Here is a 24,862-nt window from a genome sequence, read left to right on the forward strand (position 1 = left end):
CTCACGCTGCCTCCTGTTCCGCTCTCTCCGTCGTCATGTCGCCAACCTCCTCCGGCAAGAACCCAAGGAGATAATCCGCAACCTTGCTGGCTTGCGAGGCAGCTCGCACAATAGCACGATTGTCCTCTCGCAGCACCTCAAGCCAGGAGCCGATATAATCGGCATGTCGCACCGTCGGCACGATGCCGAGCGAGGCGCATCCGAATGCGGATGATATCTCCGCGATCAATTCCTCAAAGGCATACTTCTTGCTTCCGTAGCTTCCCGACAAATCGCGACTCAGACGCGATGTATGGCCGCTAGCATGCGCCAGCTCGTGAAAGGCCGTCCGATGCCAGTTGATCGGCTCGAAATAGGCTTGTGGTGGCGGTACCTGCACATAATCTTCTGCCGGCATGTAGAAGGCGCGGTTGCCGCCAATGCGGAAGTCGATCCCGGTCGCCTTGATCAGGTATTCAATCTTTGGCTCGATAAGGCCAGGTGGCGGAGGTGGCGTCGTTGCGATCTCCGAAGGCAAGCCTTCGCACTGATCGATATTGAAGACCGTGAACCGCTTGAGGAACGGGATGGCCTGCGCTTCGTCACCTGTTTCGCTGGCGCGCCGCTTTTCGTCGGCCGGCACAAACCGGTCGGCATAGACGACGCTCGTGCCGCGCTCACCCTTGCGGACGTGACCGCCGAGCGAGAGCGCCTGACGGAAGGTGAGCCAGCTCTGACTGGTGAATGCGTGTTCGGTGGCAGCCCCCCAAAGGATTAGGACGTTGATGCCGCTGTATTGACGGCCAGTGGCGGCGCTTTCCGGCATGGCCAATGACGCCGCCGCCGCCGCCGAACCCCAAGGCTGTACCCACGGGACGCGGCCGGCTTCAAGCTCGCCGATAATTTTGTTGGTGATTTCGTCATAAAGGCTGGTTCGGTCCTCGCCGGCGCGTGCCCGAAGATAGTGTCTGGACATAACGGATCTCCGCGACGGGCGCCGCGAGCCTCTCTCGCAGCCTGTAACCCGTCACGGCAAAACCCGGCCGGCACTCTCACTTTAACCTTCTTCAGGCGAAATCGAGGCCGCGTGATTTGCGAGAGCTCCTCACCCACACAAATGACAGAATGCGAAATCTGCGACGCACTCCGTCTTTCGTTCCATTCTTCGGGATGGCCTCGCGGTGCTTTAGGGCCGCAGGCCCCACCAGGCGTGGGCCAACGGCGCATCGCCTCAACGCAAAATGGCACCCGGAGAGCGTGAGCATAGCGACCCGAAGGGGCACGCGGGTCCGAGTGCGGCGACGAGACCGGTTCAATAGCGGCACCCGGGAACGGGGCAGTGATAGCGATCGCCGAGAGGCGAGCCGCTTTCCCGAGTGCCCCCGGCGAGAAACTCCGCAGGCCTTGCGCGAGGGATCGAAGCCGGATGGCCGAGACGCAAAGCGGCTCGGTTCACGAGACCCCGGTGCGGCGGAAGCCGCACGCGCAAAGCGGAAAAATCCGCTAGTCTGAAGATCTAGATGTCCTCGCGCGCATGCGTCTGCGCATCATAGATCCTGATTTGAAGCATGGGAAAACGTTTCTTTAGTTCTTCTCCACCTGCCCTGGCGCCGTCTCTGGTTGCAAATTCGGCTTTGAGTCGGCCATCCACTTCGAGTGCGTAACCAGAGGCCGGCGGTTCACGGGTAGCTGCAACCATTTCATTCCCATTGCGTAGTGAAGGGCTTAAAATGATGGGTAACGTGAGTCGCCAAACCGCGCTAGTCCCACTCCCCGAGCGCGGTGATCGGCGCACCATGTGGATTGACGCTTCGCCGTGCCCAAATGGGCACTGGAGATACAAGGCGCGCTGAGCCCCGGCCGTCCTTGAATGCGGCGACGGTGCGGGTATCGGTGGACGTACCCTCCCTACCGCAAGGGCGAGAGTATCCTTGTTGCGCCACGTGCGTGGGTTGGAAAAGTAGCGGACAGGCGCGCACCGTGCACTCTCGCACTAGTCAGCTTCTCGAAAGCCAACCGTCCTAAAATTCGAAGCCGATCTTTAAGGGCCAACCGAAGAGGCTTTGTTCTCATAGGAGCAAGGGAGAGCATAATGGATTCCAATCGGATAAACGGTGCCGGCTTGCCAGAGTTCCCAACGGGGTACGCCCGCTCACAGGAGGATCATGAGCTTTTCAGACAAGCTGTAAACGACGTCGGGCGGCCGCTCGCCGCTGTACCGGCAAAGCCCCCGATTTGGAGTTCGAGCGCTCCATACGGGAACTTTGCACGCGATGGCTACTCCTGGAACAACGATGTGTGGGGCAGTGGTGCCGGGCCTCAGACCATTTCAGTGTATGGACCGAACCGGTGGAGCGTGTGGTCGAACCAGCCTCGAACTGGTGGCATCAAGAGCTATCCGCATGAGGCCGTCCATATCGGGAAGCCGCTCAGTGCAATCAACACCTTGAGCTCGACCTTCAATCAGGACGTTCCTAACAGCGGCGCTTGGGACACCGCCTATGATATTTGGGACAGCTCAAACCAGCATGAGATCATGATCTGGACAAACTACACCGGAAACTCGGACGGTAGCGGCAACGTTAAGCCGATTTCTTATCATTATCGGCAGGATCCCTCCGGGGCGGCGATCCCCGTCTACACTAACGTCGAGGTGGGAGGGACGACCTGGAACGTGTTTCAAGGGAACAATGGTCACAACGTCATCTCGCTCGTGCCCACTTCGAAGAGCAATAGCGGGACAGTGGACATCAAGGGCATCCTAGAGTGGATCAAGTCGAAAGGCTACTTCGGCGACATAAACGTCGGTAGCGTCCAATACGGCGTCGAGATCACCTCGTCCCCAGGCGGAATGGACTTCAAGTTCAATAACTGGACTGTGACCTCAAAGTGAAGATCCAGTTCTGTTCGCCTCAGTCAGCTTTCTGTCACCGTTATCTCGACGACGGGCGCTGGTGTACTGGCGTAGCCTTGCGGACGCGTTCATTTGCAATGAACGCGTGTGTTGCTAGCTGCGGAAGATAGCACAGGTCAGATTTTTGGCACAGTCCAGATGGTACCTGCCGGCTCTGAGAGCCAGATGCATAGCGCTCAAGTCGTCAAACTGCTGGTTGGAAGAAGTGCACGCCGTCGCGGTATCGGGCGCTGGCTGCTGTCGGCTGGGAAAGATATTGTTGACGCTCAGCACGACCACAAGTTCTGCTGCCGAGCGTCTTTACGCCAGCGAAGGATGGCAGCGGGTGGGGTATCATACCGGGTTGTGTGCTCGCCTCTGACGGAACCTATCGCTCGACGACCTTCTTCTACAAGAATCTCTGATACTGCGTTGCTAGATCATTGCTGACGGGCTTGGTATTCATATAGACAAGATCGTCGGGTCGCGTCCCGATAACCATCATCGTCGGGGAGCATCGCTGACATTGCAGCCTTGTTCATGGTTTGTGAACAACGACAACGGGATCTCCAGATGAGAATATCAAAACTGAGCAGACGGTGGATCATCCAACTGCTGGCACCGCTTGTAATCACAATGACTTGCATGAGCGCCGCTGAGGCTAGTTGCAGTCCCGACGCCGCCGGGCCGACGATCGGGATTTAAATTCCATGCGCATGGGCTGCGGAGACTGAAGCAATGCCTAGCAATGCGCTTGACAAGCTGCCCCAGCTCCTAACTGCCGCGTTAAAAGACTTCTTCGTCGAACATCGAAGCCCGTAAATCGGGGCGCCCGGTAGCGGCACTAAGGGAAAGGGGCTCGCCTCTCGGCGATCGCCATCACTGCCCCGTTCCGCCTTCGGCGCGCGCCGCCCGTGGGAGGCCGGCGTTCCCCTCATCGCATAGAACGAGAGGATCCGTCCTCCCTTCAGCGTGTCGCCGACGGTCGCCTTTGCAGCAGGTGACGCCATGCGATCAATCCGACGCCTGAGGCTTCGGCCTCCGGCTCCCATTGCGCAATGTCGGAGGCGATGACTTGGCCTATTATCGTTTCGCAGAAACCGGGGCCGACTCGATTACATTTGAGACGAACGCGTCAGAGCCGCCGATCCGAGTATGAGGCTTGGAGCATTGCTAAACTGCGGTGAAGTTTTACCAGGAAGACCTGAAGCGCCGGCGCCGGGCGACCGGGATCGTATCTGTGGGACAAACGCGATGGCAAAGGGGTAAGGGCGAGAATTGCACAAACTAAGCGCCTCAGTTCGCGCGCGACGGATAGCTCGCAATCTTGCGAGTGAGCTGCCAAGTTCGACCGTGTTGGTCTCGGCTAATTGCTGCGCTCGCTGCTTAGCCGCCTCCTCACCAGCGCAGCCTTACGCAGTGCACTATATTCCCGTCGGGCTGCGCTGCGTGCATGTCTTTGGTGGAGGTCGTCATCGGTCATGCTTATCTGATCGCGACCAGCGGCCGGCGTATTGGCTAGTTGCAACGTTCCTGTATGGACATCGCTCGGATCTTATTCCCCGCCAGTTGCGCTCGACGATAGCTATAATCAATTTTTCAGTGGCGATCAGAGCCAGCTCCATTTTTTCCTTAACAATGGTCGACGTATCTCGACCGATACTGTCGAGGTGGTTCAGGGCCATCGTTTTGAAGCTATGGGCTAGGCGCTCCTCGGCATCGTCACGTGCATAGTCTACAATAGTATCCAGGTGGGCGACGATTTCAGCCCGTTGCTCGGTCGGTTTTGGTCCGTCAAGCAACGTTATCGCTCGAATAAAGGACTCCTCAATGGGGATCATATCACGTCTCCTTTGGACTGTGGTTGGAAGCAGTGATTCCAGCTCGCACCGTTGGTGAAGATTCAGCGGAAAGGCGGGGACTTCAAGCGGCTTACCGCTCCGAAAAACGGCCAGCGCAGGGGTGATTCGGCGCTCACGCCCCCGAAAGCACTGTCTCTACCACCAGCCGTCGCCCTCGGAGTTAGCAAGGCTGGCCACCTCGGCCCCCCAGAGGCTGAACTCCCAAAGGGTGCTGCTAATTATCGCGGAGAAGGACTGCAAGGTACCTACCAGGATTGGTTGGCGCCGATCTCATGTGGTCCGCGATTAGGCAGCTGGTGGGGGTATGGGTCGTGGCCGTGTGTCCACTCGATTCCAAATTGGTGGTTCTCCCTTTGAACGAGAACCTAAGCGTCGTGCCCTGCCTTTCCGCTCGCGTGGACGGCATCGACCGCGGCGCGGATTGCCTCCTTCTGAGTAGCGTATGGGTCGGCTATCGTCGCTCGCAGTCATTTTGGCCACGCCGTGGAATCGTGGTGGCTGGCTCACGCAATCTTTGCTGGCGCTCTGCAGGCCGATCGCCGACAGACGGCAGCCTCGCGAGCTGAGGAAGAAGGCCTGGCCTTTTTGGGAAACACAGTATCGCCTTCAACCGCCAGACGGGACACCGCATCAAGTACGTGAAGGTCGATGCCGACACCGGCGACGAGGTGCCGAACGAAGACATCGCCGGGGTTACGCGCTCGAGAAGGGTCAGTACATCTAGGTCTCGAAAGAGGAGCTCGAGGAGATCGCGCTCGAATCGACACGTACCATCGAGATCGACGAGTTCGTCGACCGGCCCGACATCGATCCCCGCTACCTGATCCGCCCCTACTGCCAGCGCCCGGACGGCTAGGTCGGCCACGACGCCTTGGCCGTGATCCGTGAGAACATTCGAGAGATGGACAAGGTCGCCATCGGTCGGGTGGTGCTGACCAACCGCGAGCATATCATTGCGCTCGAGCCGATGGACAAAGGCCTTGTCGGCACTCTGCTGCGCTACCCTATGGCGTGCGCAGCGAGCTGGAATGCTTCGACGAGATCCGTCGAGGACTTGCCCCTCCAGGGCGGCGGCCACGAATTCCGGCGGCTGAGCGCTAGCATAACCGCTCATTGGGTTTGCGGCATGACCCAGCTTGAGCCGGATCCCATCGCTGCCATTTTCGCGCGGATCGAGGGCGACGCCTATGCCGAGTTCTTGTCCGACGTCAGCGAAAACGGCGTGCGCGAAGCGGTCGGCGTGTTCAAGAGAAATATCCTCGACGGCCGCAATCGCTGTCGCGCCGCCGTCGAGACCGGCGCCGATTGCCCGACGCGCAACTATTACGGTGACGATCCGCTGGGATACGTCATCAGCCTGAATTTGAAGCGTCGACACCGACAACGATCCGAGATCGAGATGTTGCTCTCTCTCGGAGAGATTTAATCGCGTTAGGGCTTCTTCTCGAATTCGAGCGGGCCCACGTCCCGTTCGGCAGCCCAATTTTCAACCCTCTGGTCTACGTCATCCTCCGCATGAGCTGAATCTGCCACGTCATAGACTGTGAGCACTCCGTCCCACTGCGCCCGCCGAGAGCCAGCGCGCGATGTGTGCGGCGCGGGCAGCCGAACAGTTCAGGCAGCGACAGGGGACGGCCGCGCAGAGCAAGGCGGCGGTGGCACGGTGGGACGGCGAGGTGGAAATCAGACGCCTCCACGCGGATACGTCCCTGTCATATGATGGTAGTGCTGAAATGGTCGAGCAGCTTCGGGCAGGCGCAACGATCACCGCGTTTCCAACTCCTATGGTCGCCACCTGGCGATAGCTTCTTCGTCAGCTTACCGACAGGTAAGTGCTTCAGAGGTTACAACGTATCGTATGGACTAAGTCTACTCAGTCCTGGCAAGGGAGTATGGAATGGATCCTTTTGAGGCAGGACAGATTCTGCGCGCCGATGGGATCTCTTCGAACGAACAAAAGGGGGCAGGAGCGGAGATCCTCCCTGATTCGCTCCAGTATCTCGAGCTCAGCGACAATCAATTGACGAGTCTGCCGGAGGGCTTCCCCGCTATGCTCCATACTTTCGCCGTTAGGGGCAACCAGCTAACCAGCTTACCTGAGGCGCTTCCGCCCGGGCTCGTGCTCCTCCTCGCTAACCATAGCCAGCTAACCAGCCTACCCGAGAACCTACTGACGCATTTGAGCACTGGTGCCGAGTTAGATGTGTCTGGAGATCCGCTGCCGGAGCAGGTGCTGACGAACCTGCATACAGGCTCGATTTCGTGACCACCGCGGTGTACCACCGATTCGGCCCGCCACGCGCGGCGAGCATCAGAACAGCGAGGCAGCCATGGCAAAACCGTTCCCGTCGAAGACCCATATCGGCAACCATATGCTGCATCCGGAAACCCTGATGCTGACCTATGGCTATGATCCGCAATTGTCGGAAGGCGCCATCAAGCCGCCGGTGTTCCTGACCTCGACCTTCGTGTTCAAGACCGCCGAAGACGGCCAGGACTTCTTCGATTACGTCGCCGGCCGGCGTGAGCCGCCAGAAGGCATGGGCGCGGGCCTGGTCTATTCGCGCTTCAACCACCCCAACAGCGAGATCGTCGAGGACAGGCTCGCGGTCTACGAGCGCACCGAGAGCTGTGCGCTGTTCTCCTCGGGCATGGCGGCGATCGCGACCACGATCCTCGCCTTCGTCCGGCCCGGCGACGTCATCCTGCACTCCCAGCCGCTCTATGGCGGCACGGAAACGCTGCTGACGAACACGCTGGCGCGCCTGTCGATCGGCGCGGTCGGCGTTGCCGACGGCATCGATGAGGCCTCCGTCAGGCAGGCCGCGGAGGAGGCGACGGGGAGGGGGCGGGTTTCGATGATCCTGATCGAGACCCCGGCCAATCCGACCAACGGCCTCGTCGACATCGCGATGATCCGCCGCATCGCCGATTCCGTCGGCAAGGCCCAGGGACACACGCCGATCATCGCCTGCGACAACACGCTGCTCGGCCCGGTGTTTCAGCGGCCGATCGAGCACGGCGCGGACCTGTCGCTGTATTCGCTGACGAAGTATGTCGGCGGCCACTCCGACCTGATCGCGGGCGCCGCACTCGGATCGAAGGCGATCATGAAGGGCATCAAGGCGCTGCGCGGCGCCATCGGCACCCAGCTCGATCCGCATTCCTGCTGGATGATCAACCGCTCATTGGAGACGCTGAGCCTGCGCATGGAAAAGGCCGATGCGAATGCGCGCCTGGTCGCGAGCTATCTGCGCGACCACCCCAAGGTCGCCAGGGTTCATTATCTCGGTCATCACGAGCAGGCCTCGCCCTCGGGGCGGGTGTTCGCGAGACAATGCCTGGGCGCGGGATCGACCTTCTCGTTCGACATCGTCGGCGGCAAGGAGGCGGCCGTGAAATTCCTCAATGCGCTGCAGATCCTCAAGCTGGCGGTGAGCCTCGGCGGCACCGAGTCGCTCGCGAGCCTGCCCGCGACCATGACCCATTCCGGCGTTCCCGCCGACATCCGCCAAAAGATCGGCGTGCTCGATTCCACCATCCGGCTGTCGATCGGGATCGAGAACCCGTCGGATCTGATCGCCGACCTCGCCCAGGCCCTGAATGCGGCTTGAGCGGGGGATCAAAGCGGATTGGACGCGCGGCATGCCGACATGATCGCCGCGGCAGCCTCGCTGCTCTGCGCGCCCGAGAGCTGCCGCACGACGCAGATGTAATAGCCCTTGCTGGATGCGTTCAGCAGGGAATCGCCGGCAGGCCCGTCATCTCACTCGGCTTAGAGCCATTTGGAGACGGCGCGACCCGTGGGCCAACGAACGAAACCGACTCCCAATTGTCGCCTGATCCCGTGCCCGACCGCGATCACCGTGCTCCTGCTTTGCATCTGGTTGGAGCAGTTGACCTCGACTCAGTTATGGTCCTCCGCTTCCTTGCAATCACGATGGTTTCGGCCGGCGTTGCCGCCCCCCCTCAGCCTTCGCCGGCTCGAGCGCGATTGGAGCGTCTTTAGCCGCTTCGCGCACCGTGCGCCAGACGTTCTCCGCCGCTAGATCGTGCTTGTCGGCCTCTACAGGGCTTGGTCGGGTTGGCACTAGACCCACCTGCGCCGGTGTGGTGATCGCCCATCGCATCTTGTGGACTTCCCTCTGGCAGTGAACCCCCTTTAAGGACGGGCATTTGCATCGTCCGAATAGGCAGACGGGCTTCCGCTGGCGCGGATGCATGCATGGGAGAGCCACGGCCCGATCTCACTGCCTTGCACAGCGCCTGCTCCGTGCGCTGAGCCGCCGCGGAGTGGCTGGCCTTGAGACTTTAAGCCGCCTGGAAGTGCAATTGTGGAACGGCTGCAACCAGCTTCCTCGTATAGGCTTGCCGAGGCCGTAAAAATACGTCGTCGGCTCCGCCGGCTTCGACGGTCACGCCGTGATTCATGACAAGAACACGGTCGCTCAGGTGGTGCACGACGCCGAGATCATGTGAGATGAATAGATAGCTGACGCGCAAGTGAGACTTGAGATCGCCAAGCAGATCGAGAATTTGCGCCTGGATGGATACATCAAGTGCCGCGACCGGCTCGTCACATACGATGATCTTGGGGCGCGGAGCAATCGCGCGGGCGATCGCAACCCGCTGGCGTTGACCGCCCGACAGTTCGAGTAGCCGCCTGGTTCTGAAGCTTGGTGACAGCCCCACAAGATCGAGCAACTCGCTGACCTCGGATCGTCGACTGGCTCTGTCGAGGGGATCTCCGCGGCGCCTCGCCAAGGCATCATCAATGACGCGCTCGATGCTCCAGCGCGGATCGAATGAACTTAGTGGGTCCTGGTAGATGACCGAGATATCCGATCGCCGCTGGCGGCGCTCTTTCTCAGTCGCTGCAGTCCACGGCGCACCTTCGAGCGTCACCTCTCCCAGGTCTGGCCTTTCGAGCGCGAGCGCCATGCGTGCCACGGTCGTCTTCCCAGACCCTGACTCGCCGACGATACCAAGCGTCTCTCCAGCGCCGAGGCGAAACGAGACATCATTGACAACGGTACGCAGCTTGCCGTCCGGTCCACGAAAGCGCTTGACGAGCCCTTCCGCTTCAAGCAGCGGTCTACTACGCTGTGCGATATCCGATTGGGCCAGCGCTTTGGTCACGTCGCGTTCAGCCGAGATGAAGCGCGGCGCCTTAGAGGACGAAAGACGGCTGCCGCGTGACCGGACGGATGGGATCGCCTTAAGAAGGCTTCTGGTATAATCGTGTCTTGGATTGCCAAAAATCTGTTCTGATGAACCATGCTCGACGATTTCACCGTGTCGCATTACGATGACTTCGTCGGCCATCTGCGATACCACGGCAAGATTGTGGCTGATGAGGATCATGGCCTTCCCGCGTTCGCGGGTCTCGCTGAGCAGATCCAGGATTTGCGCCTGGATCGTAACGTCCAGCGCCGTCGTGGGCTCATCTGCGATCAAGAGAGCTGGATCGAGAGCGATCGCCGTCGCAATCAAGGCTCGTTGTCGTTGTCCGCCTGACAGCTCATGTGGAAGCTGCCGCGCCTTCACCGCCGGCTCGGGCACGCCGACGAGCTTCAGAAGCTCAAGCACCCGTTCTGTCAACTCTGCGCCTGTCCTGATTGCGCGGTGAACAGTCAGGGCTTCACCGATCTCCTTGCCAACCGGTCTTAGCGGATCGAGCGACACCAGTGCGTCCTGTAACACGAAGCCGATACGCTTGCCGCGCAGGGCTCTCCATTCCGTGTCACCCAGGTGACCGATACTCTTCCCTTGAAAAGTCAGGCGGTCAGCTTGGACATGAGAACACGCCCCCGTAAGACCAACCAGCGTCCGGGCCGTAACGCTCTTGCCTGAACCAGATTCACCGACGATCGCAACGCACCGGCCTTCCTCAACCGTAAAAGAGACCCCCTTTACCACAGCTCGCCGCGAATGGGCCGGCCCGAAGGAAACGTTGAGATTTTGTATCGTGAGCAACGGGTCGCTAGCGGGCGGCAGTGTGGCGTCTTGCCGGAAGGAGGCTGCGGGATAGGTCACATTCATGAAAGCTCGATCCTTCCTTCCAAGCGTTGCTGAACGTACTGGCCGATGACAGTCACGGAGAGCGCAAAGGCAGCGATGGCGATACCGGGCATGACCTCGAGCCACCAGGCATAGATCACGTAGTTACGCCCGGCATTGAGCAGCGCGCCCCATTCCGATGAGGGGGGCGCAACTCCCAAGCCTAGAAAGGAAAGACCGGATGCCCAAATGATCGCTTGCCCGACACCGAGCGTGAACATTGTCGCAAGCGGGCTGATTGCGTTGGGGAGAATATGCTTGAACAGGATGCGTCTCGGCGAGTGGCCTAGCGCCTTTGCCGCCTCAACATAACCGGTCGCTTTAACGCTCAGAACCTGCACCCTCACCATCCGCGCATATCCGGGCGATGTTCCAAGGCCGACTGCGATGACCAGCGTCGGGACCGAGGTGCCCAACAACGAAACGAAGAGAAGCGCAAGAAACAGAGTGGGGAGAGCGAACAAGGCGTCGAACAGCCGGCTGAGCACATTGTCGATCCAGCCGCCAGACAGGCCCGCCGTCACGCCGAGTGCAAGCGCGAGGGCAAGGCTGAGCGCAGTCGCACCTAGCCCAATCGAGAGAGACTGACGTGTCCCCGCCACGATGCGGGAATAGAGATCCCGTCCGGACTGGTCCGTCCCCAGCCAATGCGTCAAGGAAGGGGCCTTGAGAGGTGACGTCAGGCTCAGCACTAAAGGATCATGCGTCTGAAGCAGTTTCGGCGCAATCGCCGCGATGAGGAAGAACGCCATAAACAAAGCCGCGACATAGACCCGAACCGGAAACCTACGGGCGCCCGTCAGCACTCTTGCAGTTATGAACGCCTTTGCATGTCCGGCGGAGCTAGTGGCGAAACTCATGCCTCTTTCATCCTGGGATCGACGAGCTGCACCGTGAAATCCACGATCAAGCTGGTAGCGACAAACAGCGCTGCTGAAACCAGAACCACCCCCGAGACGACCGGGACATCCCGTGTCGAGGTTGCTGCAACAAGGACGCCGCCCAGCCCCTGGCGGCCGAAGACCGCTTCGATCAATACCGCGCCGGAGAGCAGCTTCCCTATGATCCAGCCGGAAAGCGTGATCCCCGGCAAGGCAGCATGGCGCAGAGCGTGACGCAAACGGACACTGAAATCTCCCGTGCCGCGCATTCTCGATGATGTGATGAAAGGCTGATCAAGAACCCGTGTGAATTCACTCAGGACCGCTTGACCAAGGAAACCGTAGATTTCCAGGGCCAGGGCCATCGTCGGCAGAACGAGGCCCATGAGCGTGTTGCCGCCGACGACAGGGAACAAGCGAAGCTGGATCGCGAAAACGACCAGCAGGATTGTCCCCAGCCAATAGGGCGGCAGTGTTGCGAGGAAGACCTGAAAGCCGCCTAGCGCCTTGGACCATATGTTGTCACGCCCGGCGAAAAGAACCGTTGTCGTGATCGTGATGATCCAGGCCGTCAACATCGCGGCAAAGGCGAGTGCAATCGTCGGTCCGATCTGGCGCGCAATCAGGTCCGTGACAGGTTGATATTGAACGTAAGACTGCCCAAGATCTCCGTGCATCACGTCCCTTATATACTTTCCGTATTGCGCGATGACGGGTTGATCGAAGCCATATCTGGCGTTGATGGCAAGCAGCTGGTCCCGAGGAATCTCTCCCACGTTTCCGGTATTTGCATTGAAGATGATCTGGGCGCGTTCGCCGGGCATCAGAAACTGCACAAAGAAGGTGAACGTTGCCGCGGCCCAGACCACAATCAGGCCGGACAAGAGCCGCCGCACCAGCCAAAAGCTTCGATTGCCTATCGTCTTCACCGCATTCATTTCTTGCCGGTGAAATATGCGTCCGAGAAAACGGGCTCGCCCACCGACCCGCTGTCGAGCCAGATGTCCTTCACATTATTGGCCAAAGCGAGGGTGACATCCAAAACCGTGTAACTCAGGGACGGCGCGTTCTCGACGATCCGCCGTTCGGCCTGCTGATAAAGCGCGATGCGCTGCTCCTTGTCAGCGGCCTGTTCGGCCTTCTGGATGATGTCCCACAGCGGCAGATCCTGATAGCGGGATGGATTGAAGGGATTGCGCACACCATTCAGGTCCGGCTTGTACGAAATCCGATAGATCTCGGCGCCGGGCGCAACCCAATACAGGGGAACGATCTCATAGTCATTTGGACCAAAATTCTTTCCGGCCCAGAAATCAGCTTGGTTGGTGGGCTGGAGGCGCACGTCGAACCCTGCAGCCTTCGCTTGCTGCTGGATGATCTGCAGGACCTGATCGCCATCCGGAGGCGAAAAGGCGTTGGTGTAGGTGATGCGTATGATCAGCGCTTTGCCGTTCTTAGCTCGGATGCCGTTTGCATCGCGCTCCGTCCAGCCGGCCTCATCGAGCAGCTTGTTCGCCTTCTCGATGTCATAGGAATAGGATTTTGAGAGGTCGCTGACATATTCCGGGGAACTTTGGCTCAAAGCGAAATTGCCCTCATAGGGCAGCGAGCCGAGAAACGCCGCTTGCACGGCAGCACGCCGGTCGGAGGCGTAAGCAAAAGCCTGCCTGACACGCAGGTCGTCGAACGGCGGTCTCTCCGAGTACAATGCAAGCCGAAGCGGCGTTCCGCCCGTGAGGTGACGCACGATCTTGAACCGCGAATTGGCCTCCTGCCAATTGACGGCCGGGATATGATAGACAACGTCGGATTCGCCGGTCAGAAGTGAGCCGTAGCGTATCGTGGGGTCAGCAAGAAAACGCCACTCGATGCCTTCCACATAGGCTGGGCCTTGATGCCTGGCCGTCGCCGGCGCCGAATTATAGTTGGGATTTCGACGGAATATGACGTTCTTGCCGCGATTCCATTTCTCCACGATGAACGGACCTGAACCCACCGGGCTTTCGCAGTTCACGGCCTTGCCGCGCTTCAGCGCCGTCGGCGACAGGATACCTTGCGAGGACTGCGTAAAGACATTCAGCAGCGGCTCGAATGGCGTCTTCAAGGTGATCTTGAGCGTCAGCGGCCCGGTCACCACCGCGGATTCGAAGACGCCCTTGAGATAAGGGCTGGCTGTGGGGTTCTCCAGCTCCGGATTGTCGCTCAGCCATCCATTAATGTTATCGACGACCGCCTGGGCGTCCAGAGGCGTCCCGTCCGTGAATTTGATGTCGGGCTTGATCTGGAAGGTGTAGGTTTTTCGGTCATCCGAAACGCTCCAGGCGGTCGCAAGCCAAGGCAGGATCCTTCCGTCTTCAGCCCTGGCGACCAGATTGTCGCTGAATTGACGCTGCAGGTACCATTGCTGCACCCAGCCACCATAGAGGCACGGCGGTTCCTGGAAGTGACCGTACCGGATGATCCCGCCCGATTGTGGCTTGCCAGCAGAAGCATCTTCCGCCTTCACGGCATCCGCTATGGTAAGGCCAGACATCGCGACGGCGATGATTGCGGCGTGAGACGTCAAACGACGGTTCAGATTTTTGAGAAGAAACGCCGAACGAACGGCAGCCGGCTTAGACATGATAAGCTCCGATTGCGATAAAGGAGAAGCACTCAGGCGGCGGAGACCTGGTCGGTGGGCTCGCCCTGCAGTGGAATGCCGAGGTGCTCGCGCAGCGTTTCGCCTCGATAATCCGAGCGGAACAAGCCGCGCCGCCGGAGAACGGGCACGACATGATCGACGAACGCAGCAGTGCCGTCGGATAGAACATCCGGTATGACGTTGAACCCGTCCACTGCGCCAGCCCGGAACCACTCTTCGAAGGAAGCGGCAATCTGCTCCGGCGATCCAACCAGCACCCGGTGACCGTAAGCAGGCGCCTCGACGATGATCTGGCGGACTGTTTTGCCGGAGCGCACGAGCGCTTCCACAGTGCGATACTGGCCGATGGAAAAAGCCGCGTCCGCATGTCGCGGCAGCCAATTGAGGTCGATTGGTTCGTCGATCTTCAGCCTTTCGGCAGGAATACCGAAACGACTGGCCAGCCCATCAACGGCAACGTCGAAGTTGAGAAGGTCATCAAGTTCCGCCTTGCGCGTGATCGCTTCCTTTTCCGTTCCGCCGACGAACGTGACGACGCCCGGCAGGACGAGGGGCGCCCTTCGTCCATGTTGAGAAGCAAACGACCTGAGGCGATCGGCCTCCCGCAAGGCGATTTCCAAATTGCCTGTCGATGAGAACACGGCATCGGCGCTTCGGGCCGCGAACTGAAGCCCTTGATCCGATCCGCCGGCCTGGAAAATAACCGGCTGCCCCTGCCTTGAGCCCGGATGTGTCAGGGGCCCGCTGATGTCGAAGAACTCGCCGGCATGCCTCGTCGTCCGCAGCCTGCTCGGATCACCAAACCGCCCGGACGCTTGGTCCAGAATAAGGGCGCCTTCTCCCCAGCTATGCCAAAGGGTTCGCACGGCCTCCACGAATTCTTCAGCGCGGCGATAACGGTCATCACGGGATTGCTCGTGGCCGCCGAAGCTCCTCGTCGTATAGACATTGGATGTCGTAACTGCGTTCCAGGCCGCGCGGCCGCCACTGACAACGTCAAGCGACTGGAATCGGCGCGCGAGGTTATAAGGCTCGTTGTACGTGGTGGATGCCGAGCCGATCAGACCGACAAATCTTGTTTCTCGTGCGATGCTGGCAAGCGTAATCGTCGGCTCGATGCCATTGAGGGGTGGGCTTTTGTCGATTGCCGGATTGAGCGCTGGCGTGTCGGCGAGGAAGACCGCGTCGACCTTTCCACGCTCGGCGAGCTTTGCGGCTCGCACGTAATGCTCAATATCGTAGAATGCCCCAGGAGGATTTCCGGGCCACCGCCACGCTGCTGCATGTCCCCCAGCGCCATGCAGGTTCAGGCCAAGGTGAAGCTCACGTCCAAGCGGCGACGTCATCACGCGATATATCCGCCACGGGTAGTGGTAAGCCGGAAGCTCAAAAACGTCATCGCACTCTTCTCAATCTTCGGTAGCCATGAGCGCGTCATGGCGCTTCAACATTGTTGAGGAGCCGACCAGCGTCAACCACGCAGGAAAAATAAGAATGCCTGTTTCAATTCGTGCCGCCGGATAATTGATTTTTGTTGGAAATGCATCACGGCGCGGAACGATAAACTCCGCGACTGACAAACCCCATCTTTCTGGTTTGCAGTCACATCGATGGAGCGATATCGGCGACCAACTCAGAGCCACATACACACATGCGCTGCAAATTTATCGAGGCGTTAGCGACAAGAGCGTCATCTGTACCCTGCGCAAAACGATTGTATCTCAGGCGGATGGCTCCCGGAACAGAAGGGCGCGATCGTGTCGCAATCAGGCTTACGCGTTCTGATGTTTCAGGACTGACGCCGTTCAGAATTGCTGCTCGCCCTCGCCTGGCAAGATGATGGCGCGTCGTGCTCTGAAGTTTCCAGCCGTGGCCACAAGCCGAGCCATCATCGGGGCAAAGAGTTGAAAGGGATCACTGATCGGCTGTCCCGTATCGATCGACCTTGCTCGTTCACGTTTGGGCGGTGCGCCGGAGGCGCATCGCCTTAAGAGAATTGGTACCCGCAGGAGCGTGAGCATAACGACGCCGAAGGCGGCACGCGGGACCGAGTGCAGTCGCGAGACCGGTTAAAAAGGACCCGAGCTCGGGGCAGTGATAGCGACGCCGGAATGCGATGACGGCGGGACCCGAGAGCGAGTGCCTCCGGCGAGCGGCTCAATGCGGATTTGCGTCTCCTTGGTATCAATTTTGCTTTTGTGGTATCGTCTCACTCGTGCGCATGTCTATGCACGGTGTGGGCATGTTCACTGAGAGCCAATTCTTACAGAGGACGACATGGCCAAGAAAGCAAAGAAGGCAAAGAAGACCGCGAAGGCAGCTACCAAGAAGGTGGCAAAGAAGACTTCAAAGAAAAAGAAGTAGTCATATCGGACTGATCTATTGCCGCCTCCGGGTCGAAACCCGGATGAGAAGCGAGACCTCCCAAAGGATATGAAGCGTCCTTTGCAGCCGTTTGGTATCGCGGCAAGCTGAGATAAGGCCGGACCTTTGTGCAGGTGGCTGCTGCATAAAGGTCTGGTTTTTCGTTTCTGCCCCGCGAGGGCGTGATCTGGTCGTGCGCAAGGGATCGAAGCCGCATGGCCGAGACGCTGCGCGGCTCGGTTCACGAGAGCCCGGTGCGGGCGACAGCCGCACGCGCAAAACGACAAGGAGCAACTAACTGAGCTCGGACGTCTGAAGTGTCGGAAAACGGTTTCTCTAGTTCGTTCTTGCCCACCCTAGCACCTCGCCAAGCTGAATATTCCGCCTTCGAAAAACCACGAGATCCCACGATCTCGAATCCCAGTCGTGTGTTAGCGATGGGGAACGTCTGCGGGACTAAACGATTCGTCTCAGCGTGGGAGAACCTTTCAATGCTGATGACCAAGCAGAGACGGCCGGCGATCCGCACCCTGCGCGGTTGGGCGATCAACGTGCTGAACGAAGCCGGCGCCATCCGCGAGTGCGAGGAGCACGGTTGGATGCAGGACCGCGCCGATCCGCATGCACGAGAGCGCGCCTTCGATATCGCCCATCAGGACCCGCCAGCAGACGTATCCCGTGACGCAGCGGAGGCCGCGGTTCGCGACCTGCTGGACTCGATTGGTGATACCTGCCCAGAATGCCCCCCTGACGAGGAGGACCGACGCTAAGCACCGATGCCAATCCGTCTCCTACTCAGCGGCCTAGCCGCCTTTCCACGCGCTTCCGCGTATTGCCGACCTTTTTGACAGCCTTCTTCACCGCCGGCGCCGACTTACCTGTCTTCTTCGCCTCGTACCGCACTTCGTAGTCCTGCCCGCCGGCCACCCGTGCCCGGTCCTGCTTGCGTCCGCGGGACGTCTTCGACTTTTTCGCTGCCGCCATGGATACCTCCTGTTCGTGGCGTCGAGGCAGCGCAACAAGGATTCGCCGGTTCCGGAACGATTCGAACTGTGCCAATTTGAATCGCCTGTAGCGTGGAGTTCTTCAGTGGCGTTTCAGCGTAAAAAGCCGGCGGCTATCGGCGTCAAAACGCCCTTCCCCGGCTTCATCGACCCGGCCTTGGCCACCTCGATCGAGAAGGTGCCGTCCGGAGAGCGCTGGATTCACGAAATCAAGTTCGACGGCTACCGTGTTCAGGTCCATCTGGCCAACGAGACGGCGAAGATCTTCACCCGGCGCGGCCACGATTGGACGCATCGCTTCAAGAAGGTCGCTCATGACGCCTGGCGGATCAAGGCGAACTCGGCGGTGGTGGACGGCGAGATCGTGGTACCGGCCGCCGACGGCACGACTGACTTCTCGGTCCTGCAGAACGAGCTCAAGGGCAAATCGAAGAGCATCGTGCTCGTCGCGTTCGATCTGCTCTATCTGAACGGCCGAGATATCCGGAAGCTACCGCTCTTTCAGCGCAAAGCCGAACTCAAGAAGATCCTAGGCGGCACCGACATCCAGTTCAGCGAAAGCTTCGAGATAGATGGCCGCGAGATGTTCGCGCACGCCTGCAAGCTCGGCCTCGAAGGCGTCGTTTCGAAGGTCCGGGGCAGCGCCTATCCGGCGGGACGCACGAATGATTGGGTCAAAAAGACCTGCGTACAGCGTGAGACGCTGACGATTGCCGGCTTCGCACTCGATGGGACGAAGTGGGACGGAATCTACGTCGGCCGGCGCAGGGGCGACGATCTGGTCTATGCCGGCAAAGTCGACCACGGCTTCGACAAGGTCTCGGCCGCCGATCTGCAGAAGCGGCTTAAACCCCTCATCCGAAAGACCCAGCCTTATACCAAGCGCATTGGTCACAAGGGCATCTGGATCGAACCCAAGCTTCTGGCCGAGATCGAGTATCGCGCGAAGTCGGCCGAGGGAAAGGTTCGCCACCCGTTTTTTAGGGGGCTTCGGGAGGATCTGTAATGGATGCCTTTGACCGCTTCTGGCAGTGGGCGAACAAGCCCGCGGAAAGTCCGCTGACGATTCCGGCCGAGCTGCATCAAGCGGTCATGGAGCTCGCTCCCGAGGACCGAGCGGAACGCACCACGGTGAACCGAGCCGCAGCGCGCTCACCAGACCCCGAACGATGATCGCTTGACGGCAACCCTTTGCCTTCCCTCGGTGCCGCCGAGCAAGAACTGCCAAGAAACTAACTCCGTGCGCGCCGCAGCGCAGCTTCCAATCGCTCCCTCTCCTTATTCCAGCGATCGTCTTCGGTTTGCGATCTCTTCGCGAGAGCCTCAAACCTCGGCCTGGATGGCGGCAGCCCGCTTCGCGTGCTCCTGCTCCGCCTTGTCCAGCGCAGCCTGCGCCTTGTCGACCGCCTGCTGACGGCGCTCACGTTCTCTCTGCCTGGCGGCCTCCTCCCTCGCCCGTTCACTCTCCTGGCGCCTCTCCTCCCGTTCGTAGGCAAGCGCAGCCTTCCGCTCGGCCGTCTTGTCGACGGGACGTGAGGAAGGCTTCTTCGCAATTTGGCCCTTCGATTTGCGCGGGGCGTTCGTCGTTCTTCTGTCCCCGCCGTGATCGGAGGGCAGTTCAGCTTGCTCGCTGAAGGATCGGTTGGATCCGACCGGGCGCCTGAGAACGACGCCCGGCTTCTTCATGGCCGCAGCGATGACGTCCGGATCGTCGCTTTCCTTCGCCGCGCCTTGGTGGAAGAGATTGCTGTCGGCGCCCCAGGCTTCGAGGGCCGCTTTCATGGAGGAGGAAGGCGGCGATCGCCAGATCGAAGAAGCCCAAAGAAGTCTGGTAGGTTTTGAGTTTTCTCGCCATCGGTCCGGTCCGCCCTCCTCAATCGAGCGTCAACGTCACGCATGCCACGGAGCCTGCGGAACAAGACGCGGCCCCGAAGCGTTCCCTAATCCTTGAAGGACGTCCATGCATTTCGCAACGTGCTCTTAAGGATTGGCCTCGAATGAGCCGGACGTCGACCCTGCCCAAGCGCCTGCAGCCGATGCTCGCAACGCTCACCGACGCGCCGTTCGACGATCCCGGCTGGGTTTTCGAGGACAAGTATGACGGCTTCCGGATGATCGCGGAAATCCGGCGAGGCAAGGTTGCGCTCTACAGCCGAAATGGCAAGATCATCAGCCGCAGCTATATCGAGGTCGCCAAAGCACTTGAGGGCGTGAAGGGCGATGCCGTGATCGACGGGGAGCTCGTCGCGATCGGAAAGGACGGCGTCTCGCATTTCCAGTTGCTTCAAAACGCGCTGCGCCATGAGGCGAAGCTCCTGTATTGCGCCTTCGACCTCATGTTCGCAGACGGTGAGGACCTGCGTGCGCTGCCGCTCCTCGAGCGCAAGAAGCGGCTCAAGGCCATCCTTCCGCGCCACAAGCTCGTCGCGTTCAGCAACCACCGCAAAGGCAAGGGAACGAAGTTCTTCGCAGATGCCGAGCGGAGACATCTCGAAGGCATCATGGCCAAGCGCGCCGATAGCCCGTACACGTCCGGACGCCGGACCGCCGACTGGCTGAAGGTGAAGACCGCGCAGCGGCAAGAGGTCGTGATCGCCGGCTTCACGGCGCCGAGGCGAACCCGGCCTTTCTTCGGCGCTCTCGTCCTCGCGGTACGCGAAGGGGATGCATGGCGGTACATAGGCCACGTTGGCACCGGCTTCAGCCACCAAGTTCTCGAAGAGCTTCACGGCAAGCTCATGAAGCTCAAAACCGCCAAGTCACCGTTCCCTGCCAAGGTGAAGGATGAGCAGGTCACGACCTGGGTGCGTCCTGCGTTGGTCGCAGAAGTGAAGTTCGCGGAGTGGACCAGCAACGGCGAGCTGCGCCAGCCGGTCTATCTCGGGCTGCGGTCCGACAAAAACGCGAAGGACGTCGTACGCGAAAAGAGCTGGCCGCGAAAATAGCGCCGCCGAGACGAAGCGTAGACCTGTTCAGCCGGCGTCGCGCTCAGATGCCGAAGGCCATGGCGGCAAGGGCGGCAACCCGAGAGCCTTACGTACCGGTCCGAACGACCGCCGGTGAGCTGCGCATGCGCCAAGCCTGGCGAGCGCTTCATAATGAGCCGGCACCGGGTAGCCCTTGTGATCCGCGAAGCCATAGCCGGGGTGTCGCACGTCGAGCGTCCGCATGACGGCATCGCGCTCGACTTTCGCGAGGATGGAGGCGGCCGCGATGCTGGCGGACTTGGCGTCGCCTTTGATGATTGCCTGCTGAGGGATGTCGATTTCCTTCAGCCGTTTCGCATCGATCAGCAAGTGTTGCGGCGTCAATCCCAGCCCCCGGACCGCACGCTGCATAGCCTGAATGCCCGCCCAATAGATGTTGATCGCGTCGATCTCCTCGACCTCGACGAACGCCACAGACCAACACTCCGCCTTTTCCATGATCTCCTTCGCGAGTTCTTCGCGAGCCGCGGCGTCGAGTTTTTTCGAGTCGTCGATTCCGACTATCCGCGTGCCCGGTTTCAGGATCACGGCGCCAGCAGAGACCGGCCCGGCGAGAGGGCTCATTCCAGCCTCGTCCACGCCTGCCACGGCGTGATGGCCTGTTTCCCACAGAGAGGTCTCGAAGCGGAGCATCTTGCGGAGGCGCTGCCCTTCCGACCTATTTTCGAAGCGGCGTTTATCGATTGAAGCCAGGATGGCACGCGCTCCGGCGCGGGTGTCGGCCCGCAAGATCTGCTCGACGCCGGCCTCGAGCGGTCTTTTCTCGACGACATAGCGCTGACGCAATACATCGAGTGAGTACTGGGACATTAAGGCCTTCGTGAAGATTGACTGTTGGGGAGCATGTCAGTGAACTTTATGGCGATTGTCTGAAGTAGCTATACCGCCTCACCGACCGCGCAACGCCCTCTCAAAAGGAACCCGGCCAGCTCTCCCGCGCGGGTTCGGCCTTCATTTCCTCGCTACATTGTCGCTCGCCGGCTCGGTAGAAGGACCCGTGCTCAGTCGCCGTCCCGAGTAGATCGGGGCCGGCATGGCCGCAAACAAGGTAACGGCGGTACGCTTGGGACTGGGGAGGCAAATCGACAGTCCGGGACTATCAAACGCTGCTCCCATTTGGCGGATTTTTCTTCCCTCAGTCGCTACCTCAAGAGGCGTTTGCTCTTGCCCGTTCGCGCGCCTCGCGCCGACGTTCACGTCTTTCGCGCCGTCGCTTGGCACGATCGGCGGGCTGCCGCAGCGGAGGAACAGGCGCCGGCGAGGTCGCACTCGTCTCCAGAACTGGAGGCGCCTCGGCCCTTTCCAGGGCCGTTGGCCGCGCTTCCATCAATTCGAGCAACGCCCGTCCTTTGGACGTGATCTTCCATCCTCCGCTGATCCGTTCGACCAATCCTTGTGAGAAGATGTCGAGGTCGGGCACTCTGGCCGCGAGGCGCCTGGTCCGGTCCGCCCAGTCGCGGCCACTCGTCGCCAGGATGGCCATATCCCTCTTGAGGTCCTCCATCACGGCAAAGCCGTCCGGATAGGCTACCAAAATCTTCAGGACGGTGACCTGGAAGTTCACGCCGGCCCCCGCGATCAGCGCCACATTGTCGGCGCATGCGAGAGGGCGTCGCGACCAATCTGTTTGAGACCTTCGGGAGAGATCTCGCCTCTCGTCGCAGCCTCTAGGATTTTCGACGCGACGTGGGTACGTGCCCCGATCTCGCGGTGCGAGACGCTTTCACAGACTTCATCGAGAACCGCGCGCAAAAGCGCGGTGGTTGCCGTGTCGAACATAAGCTGCCCCCTAAAGGGAAAATCTAATCCTAGCGCAGTTTCGCCCGCTTGGGGATTCAAGCATGTTAAACTTTGCGGACGGTGCACTGCACCCATAGCTGCGTCTCGGCCCCCAATGGATCGGCTCGCTGGCCGAAGCCCCCAAAACCGAACTGATTAGGCTGAAAGACTACGCTGCCCAAACACTCTCCCCAGCGCAAATCACGCAACTTGATAAACTTCCGCAGTGGCGCGGCCTGCAGCGCGCAAAGTGTCCCCTCTCATTGCAAATCGCGAGGTCGACGGCTCTATGCGCCGTTGGTTCGGCCTCGCGGCTGTCGCCTTTCTGCCGGTCAGCGCGATAGTCTCACGCGACCTCGTCGAGATGGGATTTACCATCCGCCAGGGCCTGCGCGGATGACGAAGGAGTGACCGTCTGGCGTGACTGGTGCTTCACGATAGTCTAGGCCGACTTTCGCTGCGGCTTTGCAGCCGGCTTCTTGGCCGCGCCCTCCTTCGCCGTTTTTTTGCCGGTGATCGGCATCAGCATTTCCTTCTGCCCAGCCGCTGCCTTGCGCGGCTTCTTGGCCCTCTTCTTCGGAGCCTCTGTCGGGCTCGTCGCGTCCCGTCCGATGCTCTTGCGCAGCGCGTCCATCAAGTCCACGACGTTCTCACCTCGAGGACGCTCTTTCGCTCTAATGGGTTTGCCGGCGCGCTTCTGGTTGATCAGATCGATGAGGGCGGTTTCGTACTGGTCTTCGAACTTGTCCGGCTCAAAATGGCCCGCCTTTTGATTGACGATGTGCTTCGCGAGATCAAGCATGTCCTTGGTAACTTTGACATCCTGAATGTCATCGAAATACTCATCCGCGGAACGGACTTCGTAGGGATAGCGCAGCAGCGTGCCCATCAGCCCCTTATCGAGCGGCTCGAGCGCGATGATATGCTCGCGATTGGTCAGCACCACACGGCCGATTGCGACCTTGTTCATCTCGCGGATGGTTTCCCGAATGACGGCGAAGGCATCGTGCCCGACTTTACCGTCAGGACGCAGGTAGTAGGGGCGAATGAGATAGCGCGGATCGATCTCGCTGCGGTCGACGAACTCGTCGATCTCGATGGTGCGCGTCGATTCCAGCGCGACGTTCTCAAGCTCCTCCTTGGTCACCTCGATGAAGGTATCGGTATCAACCTTGTAGCCCTTGACGATGTCCTCGTTGTCGACCTCCTCGCCGGTGTCGGCGTCGACCTTGGCGTACTTGATCCGATGGCCGGTCTTTCGGTTCAGCTGGTTGAATGAGACCTTTTCGGATTCCGACGTGGCTGGATAGAGCGCGACCGGACAAGTGACGAGGGAGAGACGAAGGAAGCCTTTCCAGTTGGCGCGTGGGGCCATCGCGGGGGAACTCCATTATTGATGCCGGATTCAAGACGAACGGCTTGCCTTGGTTCCGACATCCCGATCCGTCCGACAGGCCGATTTTTCTCCCTGGGCCCTTGGACTGACTCGACTTTTGTTCACTTTATGTCCTAATCGAGGAATGACCGACCGACCCGCAAGCTGGCGCATGACCCCAAAGCAGATGGAAAGACTGGCAGCTGACGCGGCGCGGAGGCCTATTCCCCCCGTCGCGGCTCCAGATGCGCCGCTCCCGGCCGAATACTGGGACTCAGTCCTCAAAGACCCTCGCGCCGGCACGACCGAGGCCCACATGCGGCAGCGACGTCTCTCCGAATTTGAGCGCCACGTACTTCGCGTCTCCTGCCGCCGTTGCCAGCGAATCGTGGAAATCCAGACTGTCGATGCAGTGCGATTGTATGGCGGCAACGCGCTCTGGAAGGACGTCGCGCAGCGGTTGCTCGACAACACCTGCCAGCAGCGCACCGGCAGGCATGAAGAAGACGGGTGCTGGCCAGCATTCGAGACGCCGTAGCCGCTCTGCATTTGCCGATCCGATCTTTGCGCCTGGATGTCCGGATGGCCCCGAAGTATCACCCTACGCCCCTGTCGGGCGGCGATCGCAAGGCTCTGGCAAAAGAGCTCGGCAAGGCGCGCGCTATGGCCAACATCCTGGCTACCCAATCGGCGGAGACGCGGGCCAAGGGCGAGGCGATGATCCAGCAAGCCGATAGGCTGCTTTGCGAAAGCTGGAACGAGCGGATGTGGAGTGACGGCGAACCGATCGATCCGTCGCCGACCATCGATCAAGCCGTGAACGGAGGCTTCCCCTGGCTGGAGATCAGATGCGCGCGCTGCAAGACGCCGAGCGACGTGGACCTCGCGGCGATGAAGCACCCGCCGACCACCTTCGTGCACGATCTCGCCAGCCGGCTGCGCTGCCGCAAATGCGCCAAGGTGGGCCGGCGTCCATCCGCGACTCTGCTACAGTTGACGTGGCAGCCGCGCCACCCTCGAACCGAATCCTGACC

The 24,862-nt window shown here is 60.2% G+C and carries 24 protein-coding genes and 3 pseudogenes; 13 read left to right on the forward strand and 14 right to left on the reverse strand.

The features are described 5' to 3' along the window. Position 1 precedes the first annotated feature (1 nt). Positions 2-955: an ArdC family protein gene (locus tag ACTEK7_RS22530; RefSeq protein WP_225128631.1), complete on the reverse strand. Its 954-nt coding sequence runs from the start codon at positions 953-955 to the stop codon at positions 2-4. Between the two features lie 1,116 nt (positions 956-2,071). Here ACTEK7_RS22530 and ACTEK7_RS22535 point away from each other — a divergent pair. Together ACTEK7_RS22535 and ACTEK7_RS22540 are read left to right on the forward strand one after the other, a co-directional pair. Beyond that, positions 2,072-2,872: a GH12 family glycosyl hydrolase domain-containing protein gene (locus tag ACTEK7_RS22535; RefSeq protein WP_225128634.1), complete on the forward strand. Its 801-nt coding sequence runs from the start codon at positions 2,072-2,074 to the stop codon at positions 2,870-2,872. Between the two features lie 108 nt (positions 2,873-2,980). Then, positions 2,981-3,322: a hypothetical protein gene (locus tag ACTEK7_RS22540; protein ID WP_368736795.1), complete on the forward strand. Its 342-nt coding sequence runs from the start codon at positions 2,981-2,983 to the stop codon at positions 3,320-3,322. Positions 3,323-4,344: 1,022 nt separating this feature from the next. Here the strand turns inward: ACTEK7_RS22540 and ACTEK7_RS22545 are convergent. Further along, positions 4,345-4,713: a hypothetical protein gene (locus ACTEK7_RS22545; RefSeq protein ID WP_225147715.1), complete on the reverse strand. Its 369-nt coding sequence runs from the start codon at positions 4,711-4,713 to the stop codon at positions 4,345-4,347. A 629-nt stretch (positions 4,714-5,342) separates the two neighbouring features. Here ACTEK7_RS22545 and ACTEK7_RS22550 point away from each other — a divergent pair. The 5 genes and pseudogenes from ACTEK7_RS22550 to ACTEK7_RS22570 form a co-directional block, all read left to right on the forward strand. Beyond that, positions 5,343-5,781, forward strand: a pseudogene (locus ACTEK7_RS22550) (Ku protein); the annotation flags it as partial. A gap of 79 nt (positions 5,782-5,860) precedes the next feature. Further along, positions 5,861-6,160 (forward strand): ParB N-terminal domain-containing protein, encoded by a 300-nt coding sequence (locus ACTEK7_RS22555; RefSeq protein WP_225128638.1) that lies wholly within the window; start codon positions 5,861-5,863, stop codon positions 6,158-6,160. Between the two features lie 471 nt (positions 6,161-6,631). Beyond that, positions 6,632-7,000, forward strand: a complete 369-nt coding sequence (locus ACTEK7_RS22560; RefSeq protein WP_225128641.1) for a hypothetical protein — start codon at positions 6,632-6,634, stop codon at positions 6,998-7,000. A gap of 64 nt (positions 7,001-7,064) precedes the next feature. Continuing rightward, a complete protein-coding gene (locus ACTEK7_RS22565; protein WP_225128643.1) occupies positions 7,065-8,348 on the forward strand; it encodes a cystathionine gamma-synthase family protein in 1,284 nt (427 codons plus the stop codon). Positions 8,349-8,573: 225 nt separating this feature from the next. After that, positions 8,574-8,783, forward strand: a pseudogene (locus tag ACTEK7_RS22570) (nickel/cobalt efflux protein RcnA); the annotation flags it as partial. Between the two features lie 262 nt (positions 8,784-9,045). Here the strand turns inward: ACTEK7_RS22570 and ACTEK7_RS22575 are convergent. The 6 genes from ACTEK7_RS22575 to ACTEK7_RS22600 form a co-directional block, all read right to left on the reverse strand. After that, complete coding sequence (locus ACTEK7_RS22575) at positions 9,046-10,776, reverse strand: dipeptide ABC transporter ATP-binding protein (protein ID WP_225128644.1); 1,731 nt, start codon at positions 10,774-10,776, stop codon at positions 9,046-9,048. Beyond that, positions 10,773-11,654 (reverse strand): ABC transporter permease, encoded by an 882-nt coding sequence (locus tag ACTEK7_RS22580; RefSeq protein WP_225128645.1) that lies wholly within the window; start codon positions 11,652-11,654, stop codon positions 10,773-10,775. The genes ACTEK7_RS22575 and ACTEK7_RS22580 overlap by 4 nt, the downstream gene beginning before the upstream one ends. Continuing rightward, on the reverse strand, positions 11,651-12,613 hold the full coding sequence (locus tag ACTEK7_RS22585) for an ABC transporter permease (protein WP_225128646.1): 963 nt from the start codon (positions 12,611-12,613) through the stop codon (positions 11,651-11,653). The genes ACTEK7_RS22580 and ACTEK7_RS22585 overlap by 4 nt, the downstream gene beginning before the upstream one ends. Next, complete coding sequence (locus ACTEK7_RS22590) at positions 12,610-14,298, reverse strand: ABC transporter substrate-binding protein (RefSeq protein ID WP_225128647.1); 1,689 nt, start codon at positions 14,296-14,298, stop codon at positions 12,610-12,612. The genes ACTEK7_RS22585 and ACTEK7_RS22590 overlap by 4 nt, the downstream gene beginning before the upstream one ends. A 32-nt stretch (positions 14,299-14,330) precedes the next feature. Further along, a complete protein-coding gene (locus ACTEK7_RS22595; protein WP_225128648.1) occupies positions 14,331-15,665 on the reverse strand; it encodes an NtaA/DmoA family FMN-dependent monooxygenase in 1,335 nt (444 codons plus the stop codon). Between the two features lie 63 nt (positions 15,666-15,728). Then, complete coding sequence (locus tag ACTEK7_RS22600) at positions 15,729-15,899, reverse strand: hypothetical protein (protein WP_225128649.1); 171 nt, start codon at positions 15,897-15,899, stop codon at positions 15,729-15,731. Between the two features lie 1,275 nt (positions 15,900-17,174). Here ACTEK7_RS22600 and ACTEK7_RS22605 point away from each other — a divergent pair. Then, positions 17,175-17,453: a hypothetical protein gene (locus tag ACTEK7_RS22605; RefSeq protein ID WP_225128650.1), complete on the forward strand. Its 279-nt coding sequence runs from the start codon at positions 17,175-17,177 to the stop codon at positions 17,451-17,453. Between the two features lie 25 nt (positions 17,454-17,478). Here ACTEK7_RS22605 and ACTEK7_RS22610 read toward each other — a convergent pair whose 3' ends face one another. Next, positions 17,479-17,667: a DUF3606 domain-containing protein gene (locus ACTEK7_RS22610; RefSeq protein WP_225128651.1), complete on the reverse strand. Its 189-nt coding sequence runs from the start codon at positions 17,665-17,667 to the stop codon at positions 17,479-17,481. 105 nt (positions 17,668-17,772) lie between these two features. Between ACTEK7_RS22610 and ligD (ACTEK7_RS22615) the strand changes: the two genes are divergently transcribed. Continuing rightward, complete coding sequence (gene ligD / locus ACTEK7_RS22615; RefSeq protein WP_225128793.1) at positions 17,773-18,693, forward strand: non-homologous end-joining DNA ligase; 921 nt, start codon at positions 17,773-17,775, stop codon at positions 18,691-18,693. Next, positions 18,693-18,860, forward strand: a complete 168-nt coding sequence (locus ACTEK7_RS22620; protein WP_225128652.1) for a hypothetical protein — start codon at positions 18,693-18,695, stop codon at positions 18,858-18,860. Before ligD (ACTEK7_RS22615) ends, ACTEK7_RS22620 begins: the two co-directional genes overlap by 1 nt. A gap of 59 nt (positions 18,861-18,919) precedes the next feature. On the opposite strand, the pseudogene ACTEK7_RS22625 reads toward ACTEK7_RS22620, so the two are convergent. Then, positions 18,920-19,542, reverse strand: a pseudogene (locus tag ACTEK7_RS22625) (cell envelope biogenesis protein TolA). Between the two features lie 142 nt (positions 19,543-19,684). Here ACTEK7_RS22625 and ligD (ACTEK7_RS22630) point away from each other — a divergent pair. Beyond that, on the forward strand, positions 19,685-20,632 hold the full coding sequence (ligD, locus tag ACTEK7_RS22630; RefSeq protein WP_225128795.1) for a non-homologous end-joining DNA ligase: 948 nt from the start codon (positions 19,685-19,687) through the stop codon (positions 20,630-20,632). A gap of 27 nt (positions 20,633-20,659) precedes the next feature. Here ligD (ACTEK7_RS22630) and ACTEK7_RS22635 read toward each other — a convergent pair whose 3' ends face one another. From ACTEK7_RS22635 to ku, 4 genes are all read right to left on the reverse strand, one after another. Then, positions 20,660-21,484: a ribonuclease HII gene (locus ACTEK7_RS22635; RefSeq protein WP_225128654.1), complete on the reverse strand. Its 825-nt coding sequence runs from the start codon at positions 21,482-21,484 to the stop codon at positions 20,660-20,662. Positions 21,485-21,821: 337 nt separating this feature from the next. Next, positions 21,822-22,238, reverse strand: a complete 417-nt coding sequence (locus tag ACTEK7_RS22640) for a hypothetical protein (RefSeq protein WP_225128655.1) — start codon at positions 22,236-22,238, stop codon at positions 21,822-21,824. A 14-nt stretch (positions 22,239-22,252) separates the two neighbouring features. Continuing rightward, entirely contained in the window at positions 22,253-22,453 is a 201-nt protein-coding gene (locus ACTEK7_RS22645) for a hypothetical protein (protein WP_092220504.1), read from the reverse strand. A gap of 442 nt (positions 22,454-22,895) precedes the next feature. Further along, entirely contained in the window at positions 22,896-23,828 is a 933-nt protein-coding gene (gene ku, locus ACTEK7_RS22650) for a non-homologous end joining protein Ku (protein ID WP_225128656.1), read from the reverse strand. 145 nt (positions 23,829-23,973) lie between these two features. Here ku and ACTEK7_RS22655 point away from each other — a divergent pair, with 145 nt between their 5' ends. Further along, positions 23,974-24,366, forward strand: coding sequence for a hypothetical protein (locus tag ACTEK7_RS22655; protein ID WP_225128657.1), 393 nt, complete (start codon positions 23,974-23,976; stop codon positions 24,364-24,366). 44 nt (positions 24,367-24,410) lie between these two features. Continuing rightward, positions 24,411-24,860, forward strand: coding sequence for a hypothetical protein (locus ACTEK7_RS22660; protein WP_225128797.1), 450 nt, complete (start codon positions 24,411-24,413; stop codon positions 24,858-24,860). Positions 24,861-24,862 lie beyond the last annotated feature (2 nt).

The sequence above is a fragment of the Bradyrhizobium sp. JHI2711 genome, assembly GCF_056156565.1.